This is a genomic window from Devosia sp. MC1541 (genome assembly GCF_012847305.1).
GTDB lineage: Bacteria > Pseudomonadota > Alphaproteobacteria > Rhizobiales > Devosiaceae > Devosia.
Map to the genome: position 1 here is coordinate 1 of NZ_JABBDZ010000002.1, position 15,399 is coordinate 15,399.

Sequence of the window (15,399 nt, forward strand, 5' to 3'; positions counted from 1 at the left end):
GAACATCAACCTGGCGTAGCTTGGCGACGATCTCTTCGGGCTTGTGCTTCTTCTGGGGCATTCCAACGTCCTCTCTAGCGGCTCAATAGCCTACTTCAGGGAGGACCACTTTTCAGGGGGCAGACCACTCCTCGAAGAAGAAAAATGGTCGATACGATGCGTACACCGACGGGGCGCATTCGCTCGAAACACAGCGCTGACAGATGACACAATTTTGGGAGAAATAGCTGGCGATGCAGGGACATCCGGGCAACGGCTTAAACGACTTGTAGACCTATCTGACAAAGCTGAGATGTCTCAGCTATCAAAGGACATTGGAGAAGCGTTGCCGAACAATCCGGTATGGGCCTCCACAATACGAGCACAGATAGAAGAGGCTAAAAGGGACTATCCTGATGCATCGGTTGCAGTGTCGATCTTTGCACCATCAGCGGGCATTTTCACATTGTTCTTCGCTACCAGCAAAGAAAATGGAATACTCTACGTTCCGAGTTATTCTCTCAATGTCATAAATAATGAAAACATCGTTCGCGCCTACATAGGAGAGTTGGCTTCTGCTGATAAAAAAGTATATGACGCCGCAAGTTTTCTTGAAGTACTAAAAAAGTATTACAGTGGAAACGTAGGATTTCTGACACTGTCCATGACTTGGGGTGGGTACGAAGCTCAGGACATAGACATCCTAGAAGATCTAGGACTTGTTTACACAAGCTTTCGATGCGATGCCGCTAGCGAAGAACGGCAGTTTTTCCGAATAGTCAATGGGCGCTGGAAACCTGTTGAACAGATCATACCATTTGGCTTGTTCAATGACTATCTAGAGCGCAATAAAGATATTCTGAGAACTATATTTTTCAAGATAGCCCCGCGCATTGGCCCAATGAGCGACGGCAGTTCATCTGACAAGATGCTCGAACCACTGGTTGATATAGACAATATTGCCAGACGCAAATATTACGAAGGCGCTCCAGAGCAATGCGACCTCTGTCTAATACCTCTGGGCGACGAAACCTTTATTTCAGATGGCAGGATCGACGGTAAAGCCACGTGGGCAAACATGTGTGCCGACTGCACAGTTTATCATGGTGCGGGAATAGAATGGGGAACCGGGCAGCTCTACAGGAAAGAGCCAGATGGGCGTTGGTTGCAAGTCGCCGGGGGACCGCCTCCTAGCGAGGATGAGAATATGTCTGATTGAACTACGCCTCCGCGGCGGTACTTTTTCCACTCGTGTGATCACGCAAATCCTTAATTGACCAGCCGAGTGCGGCGAGGGCATCGTGTTGTTTTTGACTGCAATGATCAGCAACAATCGCCAGGCACAGCAAATCTTTTGGACGGGTGATGCCCACGAATAATGTCATCAGCAGTTTAGGAATGGACGCTTTGGCTCGTTCCTGACCCGTGCCCGACAGCAGTGGTAAAGCTTCCTTCAGATCAAATAGCTGGTTGGTGCTGGTGGCCAAAACGAGCGTCGCATTGTGAGTTTCCCCTTTGACGCCATGAATGGTGTTCAGGTTGATGCCTACCCGTCGTTCGCCTTTGGTGTATTCAAATACGTTTCGGCGCGCTGAACGAACGGTCTCCACCGGCACAGGGGCGTCGTTCCACAAGAGAAACTCTTCAGCTACGTCACCCGCGCCTTTGGGCAGGATTCCTTTCAGCGACGACACAAGCGTGCTGATAGCTACCGACCAGGTCGCTTGTTCTGGCGCCTGTCCCACGCACAAATCACGCATGAGAACAAGCAATGCGAAAGAACTGCCAGGATCATCTTCTTCAAGCTGACGTATCAAACCCTTTTTGGTGAGGATCTCACCTGATCGCAGCTTGCAACTATGAGTATGAAGAAATGCAAAAACCCCATCCCATAAGGCTGCTGTAGCTGTGTGGAGATTCTCATGTTCACTGGCAAGCGTCCTTGCGCGCCTCACATAGCCAATGAGAGATGGAAGTCCTGCCGTTTTGTTCGTGTGAGCTGATTCAAAGCCGTTCCAGTAGTCACCGATGTGACGTGGGAGACTCTTACCAGAGCCTGTCTTCCTGCATCCAATCGCTTTGACGACAAGCTTATGATCCGCTTGCTCAGGAAACTGCTCCAATACCAGCTCTCCGAAGGCTGGGAGCACTTTCGAGATAGTGGCGTCATCGAAGAGAAAAATGGTGTGCGCCTTTTCCGCCTTCACAGGGTCGCCGCAAATCACCTGTGGCAGCGCCTTCGTCAACGTCGAGGCGGTTTTCGCGATGTGTGCTCCGAACCGCCTACTGCCAGCCAGATCTATATAACCCTTGGTAGGAAAAGAAGACGGCGTCAGCTCCCGATCGTCATCAAATATTCCCTGATTCCGATCTCCAAAGCGCTGCATAACCGAACGGTTCCCAAAGGCATCCTGGACTACCTTCTCCTGAAGATCATCGGTATCCTGCATCTCGTCAAAAAAAACGATAGGAAATCGCGTGCTCACAATTTCGCTCAGTGCTGGCACATATTTAATAGCACGTTGGGCGAAGGCAAGCATGTCCTCAAAACTGTAAACACCATCCTCGGCAAGATCCCACTTCAACTTGCTAAAAGATTTAAAAGTTTCGGTAGTAGATCCAGGCAGCTTGGCATCGCAGACAATATCGAGATCGGGACCGAAGAACCTAAGTGTACTAATTATTTTCTCCGCACTTTGATCATGGTTCTTAAGGTGATTAGCTGCATGCCAATATTGCTTACCACCAACCACCCTCTTTGCCGCTGCTGTAAACCTTGCATCGTCTACAATTCTGGGGTGATTTCCCAAGCCACGCAGGTAGGGTAAAGCTAAGAACTCATGTGCAAATGACTGGATAGTTCCGATAAAATGAGGGTATCCAAGCAGCGCTTTTGCAGTTGGGTGTAGCGCAAGCTGCTTCTCGATTTCTTCTCGTGCCACGTTGGTGTGGGAGAGCACGCATATGCCCCGGCCAGCATAGGGCCAGCGCTGACTTAGGATGGCAAGCTTCGCCACCAGCAAAGTTGTCTTTCCGCTGCCGGGAGCAGCCTGAATATCAATTGATGAGCGCTCCTTGAGAGCGTGCGTCTGCTCACCAGCAGAAAAATCACATCTCAGTATCGCCTCTATCGACCGAATATCATCATCTGTGATCTCGACAGGGATCATTTTGCCACCCTCGCGGGAAGTGGCTCGGTAACGTACTCGATCGCGTCGATCAGGTACTGAGGCAAACATTTGGCTAGTTCTGCCGGGGTGAATTTTTCTAAATCAAGTTCGGCAGCCAGAAACTGGGCGGCCTCAGCTTTCGACGCCCTGTTTTCACACAAGGGCTCGTATACTAATGCAGCAATTTGCGCTGCCGTCTTACCCTCATCTTTCCAGGTGGCTAATCGTTCATCTACTGCCTTACGGATTACGAGAGCGCGATCTTCAGTTACGGGCGCGCCTCGCGATTTCGAAGCAGTAGCCAATGCTACCGCTCGATACATTGGCGCTTCCAAGCCGCATAGCGCGAGATCATGTTCCAAGGTCCAGCTTGGCGAAACAAAGGTTTTTACGGGACCACCATCGCGGGATTTTAGTGCTTCCTCTTTTGCCTGGAGCTGATCCTTCGTGAACTCATTAGCGAATTTCGCTGGCGGATTGCCTCCCCCCTTTGGCGGCTTGGCCGCTGGCACATATCCCTTTGCTTCCAGGGGCGGAATATCACGATCAGCAACGCACGCGATGTTAATCGGAATTACCTGGTCATCTTTGCGCTGGAATACACGAGAATAGCGGAATAGGCCACGATGGCCGACGTTTACGACTGACACGCCGTACTTTGAGAACGAGCGCCCCAATGCGTGCGCTATGGCAGGCAGCAGGATGTTCTCACCGTCACCCTCCACCACCAGGACGGCTTTAGCAAAAAAGAAATTGGCTTTAGTCGAGTCGAGAAAACGCCGAAGAAATGAATAGTCAGAGGCATCGAGCCGGGTGCAATCCGGCGATAAGGAAAAAGCTCTGTGACCAGTTACAAGAGTCAGGGCTCCCACATTCACCTTAGATGCAAGAACGGGGCTGTGTGTGGTCACTACAACCTGAACACGGCTAGCCGCCGTTGACGCCGATGAAGACGCAGCATCTTGATCCGCTGGCGTGCCCTCTGCCTCTGCCTCGTCGACGCCGTCCTCAACCGGATCGCTATCTGCGGGAGGAGTTCTTTCGTCAGTCTCATCTACGGCAGGCGGCGACGCTCTTAGCTCAAGCATCTCCATGAGGCGAAGCTGCATTTGAGGGTGAAGATGCGCTTCCGGTTCCTCGATAAGAAGCAATGGCATCGTGTCTGATGCCCCCAGCAGGAGTAGTTCGGTAGCCATGAACAGTACATTGTTCAGCCCGAGACCGCGTCGTGTTGGAAGCTCTGCACCAGCGTGAGGCCCCAAAGCCAGTTCCAGCTTTTCCAGTATCTGTTGGAGATCTGCACTGCGCGCCACCGAAATTGCGGCGGTGAGTATTTCAGTGCCTAGCGACAAGTCCGTCAGAAAATTCGTGTTGATGTCATCATGCACACTCTGAACGACACTATTATTTCTAATCAGGTGTTCGGCTTGCTTCATGATACCTACAAGCGTCGTAGGCGATACGGTTGGCGTTTCCGGCACCCAGTCACTGCTTGCCTGATCGGCAAAATCCGGATGCGATTTGAGAATTTGCGAGAGACGCGAGTTTTTCCCTGCTGTCAGCTCTCCCTCGGCGTCACGAAGCGGCTTTAGATAAGTGCAGCGCAGAAACTCCCGAAGAGCTCCCTCGACCGTTGGCCCTCTCAAATCAGCCCCGGCACGAAAGACCACACTTGCGCGACCCCTTGTTCCAGGTCCGGCAACCTGTCGACGTGCGATCAGTGAGATGCAAAGAGAAGGTTCCTCGCCTTCGATAACTGTCAGATATTCAAGAAAGGCGGCTTGCTGTAGGACACTGAGTTCTTTGAACGTTGCAGTGATCGTCAGATTGTCGGAACGCTCTGCTCCCCGAATATGGAAGTCATCATCCGTAAGTCGGTGGTAGTCCTGACTTGTTGTCCAAAGAAGATGACGGATGGCGTCAACTATGGAAGTCTTGCCAGAGTCATTTTCGCCCACAAGAAGGTTGAGGCCAGGCGTGAAGGCCAAGTCGAGATTTTTACCGTCCGCTTTTGATCCAAATGCGCGAAAATTTTCAATTTTTAGATTTGCTAGAAACACATTCCCCCCAAAGATGCTCATCTTAAAGAAGCTGGCTTGAATTTCACGCCCTACGATCAAATTACTCACACCGAATTTTTCCAGTAAGACTGCGCACGCGGCTGATTTGAAAGAACTGAAGTTTTGGCTGTGCCCGACTGGTGTCAGGCGGTCGTTATGAACGACACTTGGCGGAATGGCGGTGATGGATGGGCCCTCGAGTCTCGCGCGGACTAGCGGCGCAATGCTGGCTGCATCCAATCACCGCACGGTTGGTCATGGGGGCGTGGGGAGCTTGAAGGTTCCCCATGTGGTGCTCAAGCGGCCAAACGCTTGTCCAGGGTTCGGTGCCGGTGGGGCAGGAATGCTCCAAGTCTGGCGAGTGGGTTCGGGGCGGCGCGATAGCCCCATGATCGAAGGGTGCAGGGAGAGCTGAAGTCTCCCGCGCGTGGTCAACCGCCGCAACGGTTGAATGACGCAGGCAAGGCTCGATGCCGAGAATGCGTCACGGCTTGGGGGATGAAACGGGGGCGGGCACCGCCCCCTTTCCAAGATTGTGCGGTACTACCGCACACATCTTGCGAACCACGGCAAGGTTGACCGCCGTCGAGCCGTAGGGCCAGGGTTGGACGGGACATGCTCTAGCGTTCCATCTTATCTAGCAGCCAGCGCTCCTTGAGGCGTTTTAAGCTCGTGGGGTCTGCGCAAAAAAAATCGAGTCGAGGTCATTGCACTTACAATTTTTGTGGCATTAGTAGGTACCCAGCTTGAATGCCTCCATGAGGCTTCTAGCCCAAATGCAGAGAAACAATTCATTGCGTTGCACAACAACCAATGATTGCAGCAAAGCTTTCGGGTAAGTCATAGTATTATTATGGCTAATGCTGGACTGTTTGAGGGAACCTCAAAAACATTCCGAAGCATATGACGCCCGATACTGCGCTGAGCAAAGTATAGGAAGGGCACGGCATGCTGGATGATGACGAAAATCTGACGCTGGAACAGAACAAAACCCAGGAACCAACGAACGACAGAGCTGCCCTCGTCCCGCTCACGTTCGACCCAACCTCATACATGCATCACCTGGTCGACGCCGATTTAACGGAAGCCCAGAAGGCGGAACTGCTCGAAACGATTTGGCAAATCATGGTCCATTTTGTCGATTTGGGCATCGGGATTAGCCCGATCCAACAGGTTCTGGATAAGTCCGCAAATAAAGAATCACCGCTGGAGGCGGGATTCTCTGACGTGCTAGAGTCCAGCAAGACAACCGTAAATAACCAAAAGACAAAACCTCGGCGAGCGCCAAAGAGACAGCCGTAGGAGGGCCGGGTTCCATGCAAAAGGACTATAGCAACCTACCAAATAATCCGATCAGCGCAGTAATTTATGCGCGGGTTTCTAGCACTGCTCAAGCCATGAAGGGTCACGGCCTAGGTTCGCAAGAAACGCGCTGTCGGGATTTTGCCAAACGGCAAGGATACAACGTCGTCAACGTGTTTACTGACGAGGCGGTGTCCGGGGGCGTCATTGATCGCCCTGGCATCCTTGCCATGCTCACCTATTTGCGCCGCGCCTGCAAAACGTCTGCCCATGTCGTCATCATTGACGACATAAGCCGACTTGCCCGCGACGTTCGTGGGCATATCGACCTTCGCACGGCCATCAGCGTGACCGGAGCAAAGCTGGAAAGTCCATCCGTAGAGTTCGGCGAAAGCTCAGACGCGCAACTGGTCGAATATTTGCTGGCCAGTGTCTCGCAACATGCCCGCCAAAAAAACGCCGAGCAAACCAAGAACCGCATGGCATCACGCATTATGTCTGGTTATTGGCCGTTTTCAGCGCCGGTGGCCTACAGGCATGAGCAAACGCGAGGACAAGGTAAGGTTTTGGTGCGCGATGAACCTGTCGCCTCCATTATCCAAGAAGCATTGGAAGGGTTCGCGTCGGGGCGCTTTCAATCGCAAGCAGAGGTTCGGCGCTTCATCGAGGGGCATCCAGACTACCCTACCAGCAAGCGGGGCATGGTACGCAATACGCTTGTGCCAGAGCTTCTGACAAACCCAATCTATGCAGGATACGTCGAGCGCCCGCAGTGGAACATCTCTCTGCGGCAGGGGCAGCATGAGGGGCTGATTAGCTTAGCCACTTTCCAGCGCATTCAAGAACGACTGAACAGCAAGGCGCGGATACCCATTCGCCCTGATATCAGCGCGGACTTTCCGCTGCGTGGGGCGGTCGCCTGCGGCTGTTGCGAACGACCAATGACCTCGTGCTGGTCCAAGAGCAAAACAGGCGTCAAGCACGCTTATTATCTCTGCGTGACGAAAGGCTGCGAACGCCGATCAAAATCCATCAGACGCGCTACGTTGGAGGGCGAGTTTGCAGGTCTGCTAAACGATCTGGCACCTGCGCCTGCGCTGTTCTCGCTCGTACAGGACATGTTCCGCGATGCTTGGAATCAGCGACTGACGCAAGCTCGTGCGATGGCGCTTAGCTACGAGCGTGAGGTGGCGAGGGTTGAAAAACAGATTTCTGGTTTGCTGGACCGCATTGTGGAAGCCACGACTTCAACCGTCATGGGGGCATTTGAGCGCAAAATTGAGGAATTGGAACGCAGCAAGCTGGTGCTGGAAGAAAAACGCCAAAATGCAGGGCGCTCGCTAGGCACATTTGAGGATATGTTCGAACTCGCCTTCGGATTTCTCGCAAACCCTTCAAAACTATGGGCTTCTGGCGATCCTGCGCACCAAAAATTAGTCCTGAAATTGGCCTTTGCGGACCATCTGGTCTATGACCCAATTCAGGGCTTTCGAACCCCGAAAAAGTCTTTACCGTTCAACATGTTAGGAGGATACAAAATGCCTAATAGCAAAATGGCGGAGAGAAAGGGATTCGAACCCTTGAGACGGTTCCCCGCCTACACACTTTCCAGGCGTGCGCCTTCGACCACTCGGCCACCTCTCCGCATCGCTGTTTCGGACGAACCGATAGGGGTTGGAAATCCCTGCGAGCGAGGCGCAATATACTCAGGATCGTTTCGGACGCAAGGGATCGTTCACCCACATTCTTGAGTTTATCACCATCATCCGTTTCAGCTTACCAGCGAGGGTGATAAGATGGCCGACATGAGGGGTGGAAGGGTTGCGCCGACAACTGTGTTTCTCCGCCCCACGAACGGAAGAGGGTAGTATGCGCGCAGTTTTGAGGTTTTTGGGCACATGGATTATCGCCCTCAGCCTGATTATGCTGATCATCGACGGTACAAAATCCCTCGCCTCCAAGTCAATTACTTGGACTAGCCTTGAAAACTTCTGGACCCAACTGAACCCGTCCACGCTCGAGGCGACATTCTCTTTCGTAGGAAGCCGTTACTTTGCAGACATGCTGCAGACCGGACTCTCGGCTTTGTTGGGTTACCCTGCTTTTGCGGTGTTCGGAATCCTGGGGATAGTTCTTGCGCTGGTGGGGCGTCGCCCGCGCCGCGAACGCTTTTTGCAGCCTGAGTACATCTAACCTCCAGCTCTGGCGCTTCGCCGCTCCAATCCCCATATGGGGTACACAGCCTCAAACGCAGACACAGGAGCGGTTCATGTTTTTCCGCAAGCCAGCTACTCTTCCTTCTGCCAGCGAAGCCCTGCCCGGCCGCGCTACCGAGATGCCTATTGCCGTACACCATTTTGTCAATGGCACGAAGCTGAAGGGGCCTTATGTCGACGGGAGCCAGACAATCTATCTCGCACTCGGGTGCTTCTGGGGTGCCGAGCGCCTCTTCTGGCAAGTACCAGGCGTTCTGGTCACTGCAGTGGGGTATCAAGGCGGGCACACGCCGAACCCGAGCTATGAGGAAGCTTGCTCTGGCCTCACCGGTCACACCGAGGCTGTTAAAGTAGTCTATGACCCCACGCAGATCTCGCTTGAGGCACTGCTGAAGACCTTCTGGGAAGAACACGACCCAACTCAAGGCATGCGCCAAGGCAATGATGTGGGCACGCAATACCGGTCCGCCATCTACACGACGACACCCGAGCAAGCAGCAGTGGTCGACAAAAGCCGCGCTGCCTATCAAGAGGCGCTGCTGGCGCGTGGCTTGGGACCTATCACCACGGAGGTCGGCCCTGCCGGCCCCTTCTATTATGCAGAAACCTACCATCAGCAATATCTTGCCAAAAACCCCAATGGCTATTGCGGCTTGGCGGGCACAGGCGTCAGCTGCCCAATAGGCTTGGGCGTCTCGGCCTAGTTGAGGCGCTGTCCCCTCACATGGTAAGCATTTCGCGCTCCGATCCGTCGGGGCGCTTTTTTCTTTCCGGACCGGCCGTGACTTATCCAGCGATCATGCATCGAGAGCCGTTTGAGAGCTTCGTCTTAAGCCTTCCAGCCGTAACGCTGGTCCGGCAATGGCGCGACGACTCTGTCGCCAAGATTGGCGGTAAGGTGTTTTGCTTGCTCGACCAGGACCCGGGCGAGATCTGGCTCAAAGTGTCGCCTATGAGTTTTTCCCTGATGATTGAGGTGGAAGGCATTCGCCCCGCGCCTTACTTCGCCCGCGCCGGATGGGTGGCGATCTCCCATCGCAGCCCACTGACCGAGCAAGACATTTGCGCCTATATCGTGGAAGCACGCCGGCTGGTTGCTGCAAACCTCTCCAAACGATTACCAGCCGAGCTCGGGCTTATTCCGGCACAATAGCGTAGACTTTGAGCGGGCCTGCAGACGGCACCTCATGCAACCATTCGGGCAATTGCCCTGCGGCGATGACGCTCAAAAGCGATCGACCATCCCCGGATTTTTCGACGCCCATTTCAGGCATGGACGGGCATGTGACCACCAAACCCAGACCGCGCTTGCGCGCAATCGCTAAAGCGTCGGCTTCGCTGCTTTGGAAAAAGCGGAAGGCGTCCAACACCCCCTGCTCGTTACGGTGATAAGGCGCCGCCACAACATGGTGCGGCGTATACAGCATCATATGCGCCCCCAGATCGATAGGCGTCATGATCCGCTCAACTGGCAAGCCTGCCAGATCGACAAACGCGTCAGGCAGTAGGCATTCTTGCCGTGCGCCTATGTCTAAAGAGGCCTCTGCCGAGGGCGCATTGCCTGTCAGGGCCAATACGGCATTGCCGCCAAGGCCCAGCACTGCACCTGCAGAGACTAGCCAGCTTACAAGCAGCCCCAGCGTGCTCAAAATATTGGTGTTTCGAAGATAGTTCTGCCGAGCCCCCACAATCAGCCATGCTGCCATCGGGACAGATAGGCTGGTGGCAAGACGCGCTCCGCGGATCTGAAACAGCATGGCAAGACAGGCCAGTGCCAGAAAGCACACCAGAGCCAGCCAAAGGTCGATGTTTACGCCACGCCTGAGCGCTACCACACCGATGATAAGCCCCGACACCACGGGCACAGTCACCACGAAAGCATAAACCGGTCCGTCGACGAGGCTCACATGCCATGGTCTTGCCTCGACAATATTATTCAGCCAATTGGCCTGCAGCCAGGGGTCGAGCGTGCTGTAGGGGCCTTGCACGCACTGCGGATAGGTAAAAGCGAGAATGCTCAGTGTTCCCGCCCCGAACAGCGCTAACAAAGCCAAACGGCCGAACGCGTGGTTTTGTTGGGGCAGCAGCGCGACTGCGCAATAGCTCAGCCCAACCAAAGCGGCGGCGAGCACATAGACTGGCGAGATCATATCACATGCCGCTTCCAACCACCGATCCGGCATACGCGCGGTGGCGAGAAAGAAGGCGCTGCTGAGCGCAAAGCTTATTCCAAAGCGCATCATCGCATGGCGCTTTTGTCCGTCGAGCACATAGGCAAGGCCAAAGGCCAAGATTGCTCCGGCGACAAGAGGCAGAGCCTCAATCGCCACGGCGATAGAAAAGGCCGCGAAAAATCCCGCGAGCCATGCGCCGACCGAGCGACGCTGCCCGATAAGCGTTGCCAAGACCGTCGCCAAGGTCAGCACGACCACGACATTGTGGTGATCAAGCCGACCCGGTGAGAATTCGGCCATCAGCGCAGGGTTCAGCACGGGCAGAAGCGCAGCGGGAAGCACACCCTCTGGCCCCACCAAGGTTTTGGTGATGCGCACGGTGAGATAAATCAAAACGGCCAAGAGCAACAGCGGCCAGACCACCCCGGTGACAACCACCGCCGTGCTCGCGCCGACACCCCAAGTCGAAACGGCCAGTAGGGCGGCGATTGGCAGATCGACGAAGCGCGACCAATGCAGCTCCGCGCCAAAAGGCGTATTGAGCCGGTACGCAATAAAATTAAACCACGGCTGACCGTTCAGAAAGTCGCGCGCAAAAACCAGCCGCATCGCGTCGTCGGTGTCCGCAAAAAGGGGCTGCGCCTCGCCTGCCGCGAAAACGCGATAGAGCATCACGACTACTGCGCCTAGCCAGACAGCGCCGACCAGCGCCCACTCGCGGCGCTCCAAACTCGATCTGTCCCCCGACACGCCCTGCCCTCCAACGCGAGGCTTAGTTCTGGAACAAGAGTGGTTAAAAGCGGGTGTGTGCTGTGTTCGCCATGGTGACAACAGCCGACCGGACGGCAAGCGCCGAAAACACTTCTGGACTTCCTCAGGCTCTAAAAGAGGCAGTCAGGCGTCGCCAAAAAGCACGATCAAACAATTTACCGAAAAATTTCTGGGGCCGTGCATGTTTCCAGAACTGCGGCCGTGTCATGTCGGCGAGCAGATTGAGGCTCGCTGCGATCATCGTTCCGCTGCTACCGAGGTGCCTTAACTCGATTTCAGCAATCAGCTGTGCTGCACGGACACTCCGCCAGCGCGCGCTGTTATCACCGCGCAACGCCCAGTCAGCAACGACGCGCCAGTCGTCCCACAACCGTGCATTAGTCTTCGTACTCATTGCTCTCTCTAGCGCAATGCGCTCAGAGGCCTCCAGCCCCTCGTACAACAGTTCCAGCTCGATAAAGGAGCGTAGAAACAATCCACCATGCATGCTGTTTCTGTCGGCTCGGAGCGCGTGGATAAGAGTGATAACGATCTGATCGACGCGCGAGGGCATAAGCAGGCTAGGGGCTCCCGAAGCTGCGATGGCACTGCCCTCGACATCGCCGAGGAAACCTACATATGCGGGAGGTACGCATAGCACATGCGGCTCGACCCGCGCCGCATCTCCTTCTCGCCCAATTGGCGCAAGGTGATGCTCGCCGATTTTGAGCTCTAGTGTCGTTGGAAACTCGTCTACCGGATCCACGGTGATATAGCCGAGCTTTGCAAAGACTTGCAGGGCTTGGGGGGTGCTCACCAATATATCCAAGTCCGCCATCTGCCGAAGGCCGGGACGCGGATAAATTGGCCGAAAAATCTGGATAGCGCCCTTGAGCAAAATCACCCGCGCCCCAGCATTTTGGAGGGCACGATCCAGTTCCAATAATTGTTGACGCATATGGAGATGCCGCGCGACGTAATATGCTGGCTTGGGAAGGGCCGTATCCCAGTTCACCTCCGAGAGCAGATAGGCAAAAATAGGTTTAAGCCTGTGCCGCGTAGCTAAAGTTTCGATGCTTTGGACGGACACGCCAGCTGCCCGCAAGTGACGCAATTGTGCGAGTGGGTATTGCCCCTTAGCCGCATTGAAACCGATCTGAGCAAATGTACGCAGGTCTAGACGTGTCATTTCATAACCGATCCCATAGCCGACATGCCTCGACCGTGCTGACGTCCACACAGTATGAACGTCAGCACCACGAACTCATAAGTCCTCGTGAAAGACAGATTCTATACACATTGGGCTACGTGGTGTTAAGGATTCCGCCGCCGGTTCAATGATGTAAGAAAGTGTTATCGATGGCCTCCGAGACGTGGAAGCGCTGGGTCACCGGGCCATCAGAACATGTCTCTCCGACGAACCTGCACCGCGCAGACTTGGCCGTCGTCGTTATTGGTTTCCTCGCGCAACCGGGTTTAGTTGCAGCAGTCGCGTCCCTACTCCGCCAGGATTGCGCTGCGGAAGTTGTAGTGGTGAATTCCGGAGGCGGAGGGGCGGGGGCGCTTCTAAGCGAATTTAGTGGACGCATCCGCGTCATAGATATCGAGCGGCCTTTGCGCGTCGGCGCAGCGCGTAATATTGGCATTGACGCGACGCAAGCACCCTATGTTGGCTTTCTCGCCGGGGACTGCATCGCCAGACCAGGCTGGGTCAGCGCGAGATTGCAACGACATGCAAAGGGTAGTCGCGCTGTCGCTTCGGCCATCGCCTTGCCTGACCTGCGAAATGCCCCCGCTCTCGCTGCCCACTTGCTGCTCTTTGGCCTTCGTTCCCCCCAGATCCATCCCGCATATGCACTACGGTATGGCGCTTCCTATAAGCGCGATGTCTTTGCTGAGTTTGGGTATTTCAACACAGCCGCCCGGATCGCTGAAGACAGTTCGTTTGCTCAACGGCTTGGACGTCAGGTCTTTGCCGCTTGGGCGCCCGAAGTGCAGACAGAGCATGCCAATCCTCAAACAGGGTGGTCGCTCACCCAAGACCTCTATGCACGAGGGTTTCGAGCTGCACGAGGTAAGCCTTCCGACAAAGCGTCACCTACGCCATTGGCTCAATTCAAAACCGTCTCTGCAAATGCCCGCCAACGCAGACGCGCTGCCAACAAGATAGCGACCGATTTCATCGGTCTGGATCAGTCAGCTCTTGCTGCAGTCAAACCTTTTCTCAGCATTGGGAGCTGGGCCTATAGTGTCGGTGCGGCGCGGGGAGCGCGCCAATTGGAGCGCACTTATCGGCTGGCGAGCACTGAAGAACATGATAGCCCGCTCCAAAACATCAGCCTGCTCGAAAGCGCCGTGTCCATGGACGGCGAAAATATCGCGCTGCGCCTCCTGTGCGCGGATGCGTATCGCAACGTTGACGACGCCAAGAGCGAGGCTCATCTGAACATGGCCATGGAACTCTCATGCTTCCACGATGTCCATGCTGAACGACAGTTGGCTTGGCTCCGAGAACGCAATTTGGTGGCACAAGCGGATGCCTTTGACAGACGCCTGCGCTATTGCCTTCCCGCATTCGCACGGCAAATCGGCGCAGAGCCTATCCCGTAAGTTCGGCCGAGAACCGCATGCCGTCGTGCGGAAAATTCGCCTCGATAAAAGCCTTTAATAGGCGGCCATTCTGTTCGGCGTCAGCTGAGAGATCTAGATGAAAACACGGGAGCTGTCTGAGAAGCTTGGCGTAAAACGACATACCGCGTTCTTGTTCTGCAGGGAATTGAAAGAGATTGGACGTCATCAATGCAAGCATGACCTCGCGCGCTTTGGCCGGGCGCAAAGCCGGAACCGCAGCGTGCGCAATATGGGGCAAAACCACGGCACCGAGCCGGAGTTCACTCACAAAGGGTTCAAGAAAATACCGGTCGGGGTTAAACATGACCTTGCCGCGCCAATTGTCGGCCAAATCGGCCGTGCCCTGCTGCAAATGAGGTAGGCGCGCCAAACCTGAACGATCTTGTTTGACAACCCTGTACAGCGCACGAGCAAGGCAAGACCCTGCCAAGTCTAAGGCAATATAGTCATCGCCGACGGTCTTGAGACCCACAGACAAGCCCGCAAGAGTAGTTCCAGACTTTCCTGCGCCTCCGGCTCCGAACATCACTATGCCAGCGCCGTTAAGCCCTAGGGTTGCGGCATGGGCGAGCCGCTGCTCATGCTCATCGAATATCCAGTGCAAGTGCTGGCGCAACGGCGCTGTCGCGTCCCAAAGCGGCAGAGTTTCTCTGCGTTCTGTCAGCTGGACGCCAATGCGTCGCTCCGTATCGTAGAACTTCCAAGTCCCTTCCTGAAACGGATAGGCCGCACGCAATCCTGCCGCGCGAGCTAAGTGTTGAAAAGCCTCGGGGGAGCATGTCGACTGATCCAGTCGCGGCACCCCAAATTCCGGCGTATGTGTTCCCGTCAGAATGAAAATACGGTGCTCACAGAGGTCTTCCACTGCGCGCGACGACAAGATGCCGACATAATCATCGGCCAACGAGGCATCATCAAAAACAAGCTCAAGCTGAAGGTCCGCGAGAAAAATTTTGCGACGATGCCAAACGGGTTGCGGCGCCGTAGCCAAATGGCTGATCACCTGGCGCATCCATTGAACTGCAGTGGCGCCGTCTACTGTTAGACAGGAGGTGGAAAATTCAGTTAGTCCTGCCATCTGCATGCTCTTTTTGCTTGTGCACAAGGACGATTTGCT

General features: G+C 54.8%; 11 protein-coding genes, 1 tRNA gene and 1 pseudogene. 7 read left to right on the forward strand and 6 right to left on the reverse strand.

Going from position 1 to position 15,399, the window contains the following annotated elements; genetic code table 11:
- The first annotated feature begins 214 nt into the window (after window positions 1-214).
- Entirely contained in the window at window positions 215-1,198 is a 984-nt protein-coding gene (locus tag HKD40_RS02720; RefSeq protein WP_169194199.1) for a hypothetical protein, read from the forward strand.
- A gap of 1 nt (window position 1,199) precedes the next feature.
- Here HKD40_RS02720 and HKD40_RS02725 read toward each other — a convergent pair whose 3' ends face one another.
- Together HKD40_RS02725 and HKD40_RS02730 are read right to left on the reverse strand one after the other, a co-directional pair.
- Complete coding sequence (locus HKD40_RS02725; protein WP_169194200.1) at window positions 1,200-3,149, reverse strand: UvrD-helicase domain-containing protein; 1,950 nt, start codon at window positions 3,147-3,149, stop codon at window positions 1,200-1,202.
- Window positions 3,146-5,278 (reverse strand): AAA family ATPase, encoded by a 2,133-nt coding sequence (locus HKD40_RS02730; RefSeq protein ID WP_169194201.1) that lies wholly within the window; start codon window positions 5,276-5,278, stop codon window positions 3,146-3,148. The genes HKD40_RS02725 and HKD40_RS02730 overlap by 4 nt, the downstream gene beginning before the upstream one ends.
- An 879-nt stretch (window positions 5,279-6,157) precedes the next feature.
- Here HKD40_RS02730 and HKD40_RS02735 point away from each other — a divergent pair.
- Window positions 6,158-6,511, forward strand: coding sequence for a hypothetical protein (locus HKD40_RS02735; RefSeq protein ID WP_169194202.1), 354 nt, complete (start codon window positions 6,158-6,160; stop codon window positions 6,509-6,511).
- Between the two features lie 95 nt (window positions 6,512-6,606).
- Window positions 6,607-7,560: pseudogene (locus HKD40_RS17790) on the forward strand (recombinase family protein); the annotation flags it as partial.
- 505 nt (window positions 7,561-8,065) lie between these two features.
- Here the strand turns inward: HKD40_RS17790 and HKD40_RS02745 are convergent.
- Window positions 8,066-8,155 (reverse strand) — tRNA-Ser (locus tag HKD40_RS02745).
- Between the two features lie 225 nt (window positions 8,156-8,380).
- Here HKD40_RS02745 and HKD40_RS02750 point away from each other — a divergent pair.
- The 3 genes from HKD40_RS02750 to HKD40_RS02760 all read left to right on the forward strand — a co-directional run bounded on the left by HKD40_RS02750 (window position 8,381) and on the right by HKD40_RS02760 (window position 9,880).
- On the forward strand, window positions 8,381-8,704 hold the full coding sequence (locus HKD40_RS02750) for a hypothetical protein (RefSeq protein WP_169194203.1): 324 nt from the start codon (window positions 8,381-8,383) through the stop codon (window positions 8,702-8,704).
- Window positions 8,705-8,780: 76 nt separating this feature from the next.
- Window positions 8,781-9,431 carry a peptide-methionine (S)-S-oxide reductase MsrA gene (gene msrA / locus HKD40_RS02755; RefSeq protein WP_169194204.1) on the forward strand — a complete coding sequence of 217 codons (651 nt, stop codon included), beginning with the start codon at window positions 8,781-8,783 and terminating at the stop codon, window positions 9,429-9,431.
- A gap of 77 nt (window positions 9,432-9,508) precedes the next feature.
- Window positions 9,509-9,880: an MmcQ/YjbR family DNA-binding protein gene (locus tag HKD40_RS02760; protein ID WP_169194205.1), complete on the forward strand. Its 372-nt coding sequence runs from the start codon at window positions 9,509-9,511 to the stop codon at window positions 9,878-9,880.
- Here HKD40_RS02760 and HKD40_RS02765 read toward each other — a convergent pair.
- Window positions 9,864-11,651, reverse strand: a complete 1,788-nt coding sequence (locus tag HKD40_RS02765; RefSeq protein ID WP_169194206.1) for a hypothetical protein — start codon at window positions 11,649-11,651, stop codon at window positions 9,864-9,866. The genes HKD40_RS02760 and HKD40_RS02765 overlap by 17 nt on opposite strands.
- Before the next feature lie 124 nt (window positions 11,652-11,775).
- The gene (locus tag HKD40_RS02770) at window positions 11,776-12,840 is read right to left on the reverse strand and encodes a nucleotidyltransferase family protein (RefSeq protein WP_169194207.1); all 1,065 of its coding nucleotides are present in this window, start codon (window positions 12,838-12,840) and stop codon (window positions 11,776-11,778) included.
- A gap of 170 nt (window positions 12,841-13,010) precedes the next feature.
- Between HKD40_RS02770 and HKD40_RS02775 the strand changes: the two genes are divergently transcribed.
- Window positions 13,011-14,261 carry a glycosyltransferase gene (locus HKD40_RS02775; RefSeq protein ID WP_169194208.1) on the forward strand — a complete coding sequence of 417 codons (1,251 nt, stop codon included), beginning with the start codon at window positions 13,011-13,013 and terminating at the stop codon, window positions 14,259-14,261.
- Here HKD40_RS02775 and HKD40_RS02780 read toward each other — a convergent pair.
- Complete coding sequence (locus tag HKD40_RS02780; protein ID WP_169194209.1) at window positions 14,251-15,360, reverse strand: hypothetical protein; 1,110 nt, start codon at window positions 15,358-15,360, stop codon at window positions 14,251-14,253. The two genes, HKD40_RS02775 and HKD40_RS02780, sit on opposite strands and share 11 nt — an antisense overlap.
- Window positions 15,361-15,399: the final 39 nt, after the last annotated feature.

Bases quoted from the DNA above. Each gene is read 5' to 3' on its own strand.
- HKD40_RS02725 (WP_169194200.1), bottom strand. From the start codon at position 3,149: ATGATCCCTGTCGAGATCACAGATGATGATATTCGGTCGATAGAGGCG.
- HKD40_RS02780 (WP_169194209.1), bottom strand. From the start codon at position 15,360: ATGGCAGGACTAACTGAATTTTCCACCTCCTGTCTAACAGTAGACGGC.
- msrA (WP_169194204.1), top strand. From the start codon at position 8,781: ATGTTTTTCCGCAAGCCAGCTACTCTTCCTTCTGCCAGCGAAGCCCTG.
- HKD40_RS02775 (WP_169194208.1), top strand. From the start codon at position 13,011: ATGGCCTCCGAGACGTGGAAGCGCTGGGTCACCGGGCCATCAGAACAT.
- HKD40_RS02750 (WP_169194203.1), top strand. From the start codon at position 8,381: ATGCGCGCAGTTTTGAGGTTTTTGGGCACATGGATTATCGCCCTCAGC.
- HKD40_RS02735 (WP_169194202.1), top strand. From the start codon at position 6,158: ATGCTGGATGATGACGAAAATCTGACGCTGGAACAGAACAAAACCCAG.
- HKD40_RS02770 (WP_169194207.1), bottom strand. From the start codon at position 12,840: ATGACACGTCTAGACCTGCGTACATTTGCTCAGATCGGTTTCAATGCG.